1 pseudogene is annotated in these 555 nt (G+C 42.5%); it reads right to left on the bottom strand.

What is annotated here, in order from left to right:
- Positions 1-555 (bottom strand): annotated as a pseudogene (locus JMN12_RS15625) (hypothetical protein); the annotation flags it as partial.

Consider the following 555-nt stretch of genomic DNA (forward strand, 5'->3'; position numbering starts at 1 on the left):
CCAGTCAGCAAAGAGGAGGGTTTCATCGGAGGTGTAGTCCATTAGGGAGGGGACATTACCTTGTTGTTTTTTCTTGAATGGGTGTGCTAGTTTAAATATTCCGTGACCCAATTCGTGGGCGAGGGTTCTTTCGGTTTGGTCGAATACAAAACCAAACTGTCCACCGAGTGCCATATAGCCTCCTTGCCCTGTACTGCTCTTGGCATTGGTAATAAACACGTAATAGGTATCGTTTGTTACCTTGCCTGTGGCTTTATAAGCATTGATAAGTGCCTGTTGCGACGGACTGTAATCGGTAAGGTCGCCAAATACATCTTTGGTTTCCAACACACCATTGGTCAAATAAGGTGTGATATCAAAAGGTGCTGTCCAAGTGATATCTAAAGTTACTCCTATCTTGCTATAAATAGATTTTACTCTATCTATATCCATAGAGATGTTTTCGGAAGTGGGTACAAGGATTACCTTGGCAGTTTTAGGAGAGAGGTGTACCAAGTTAAACACCCCTGCGATTTGATATTTCTTGCCCTGTTTGATAGTAGCTTGTACTTGTTC

It is taken from the genome of Capnocytophaga genosp. AHN8471 (assembly GCF_016806945.1).
Lineage (GTDB): Bacteria > Bacteroidota > Bacteroidia > Flavobacteriales > Flavobacteriaceae > Capnocytophaga > Capnocytophaga periodontitidis.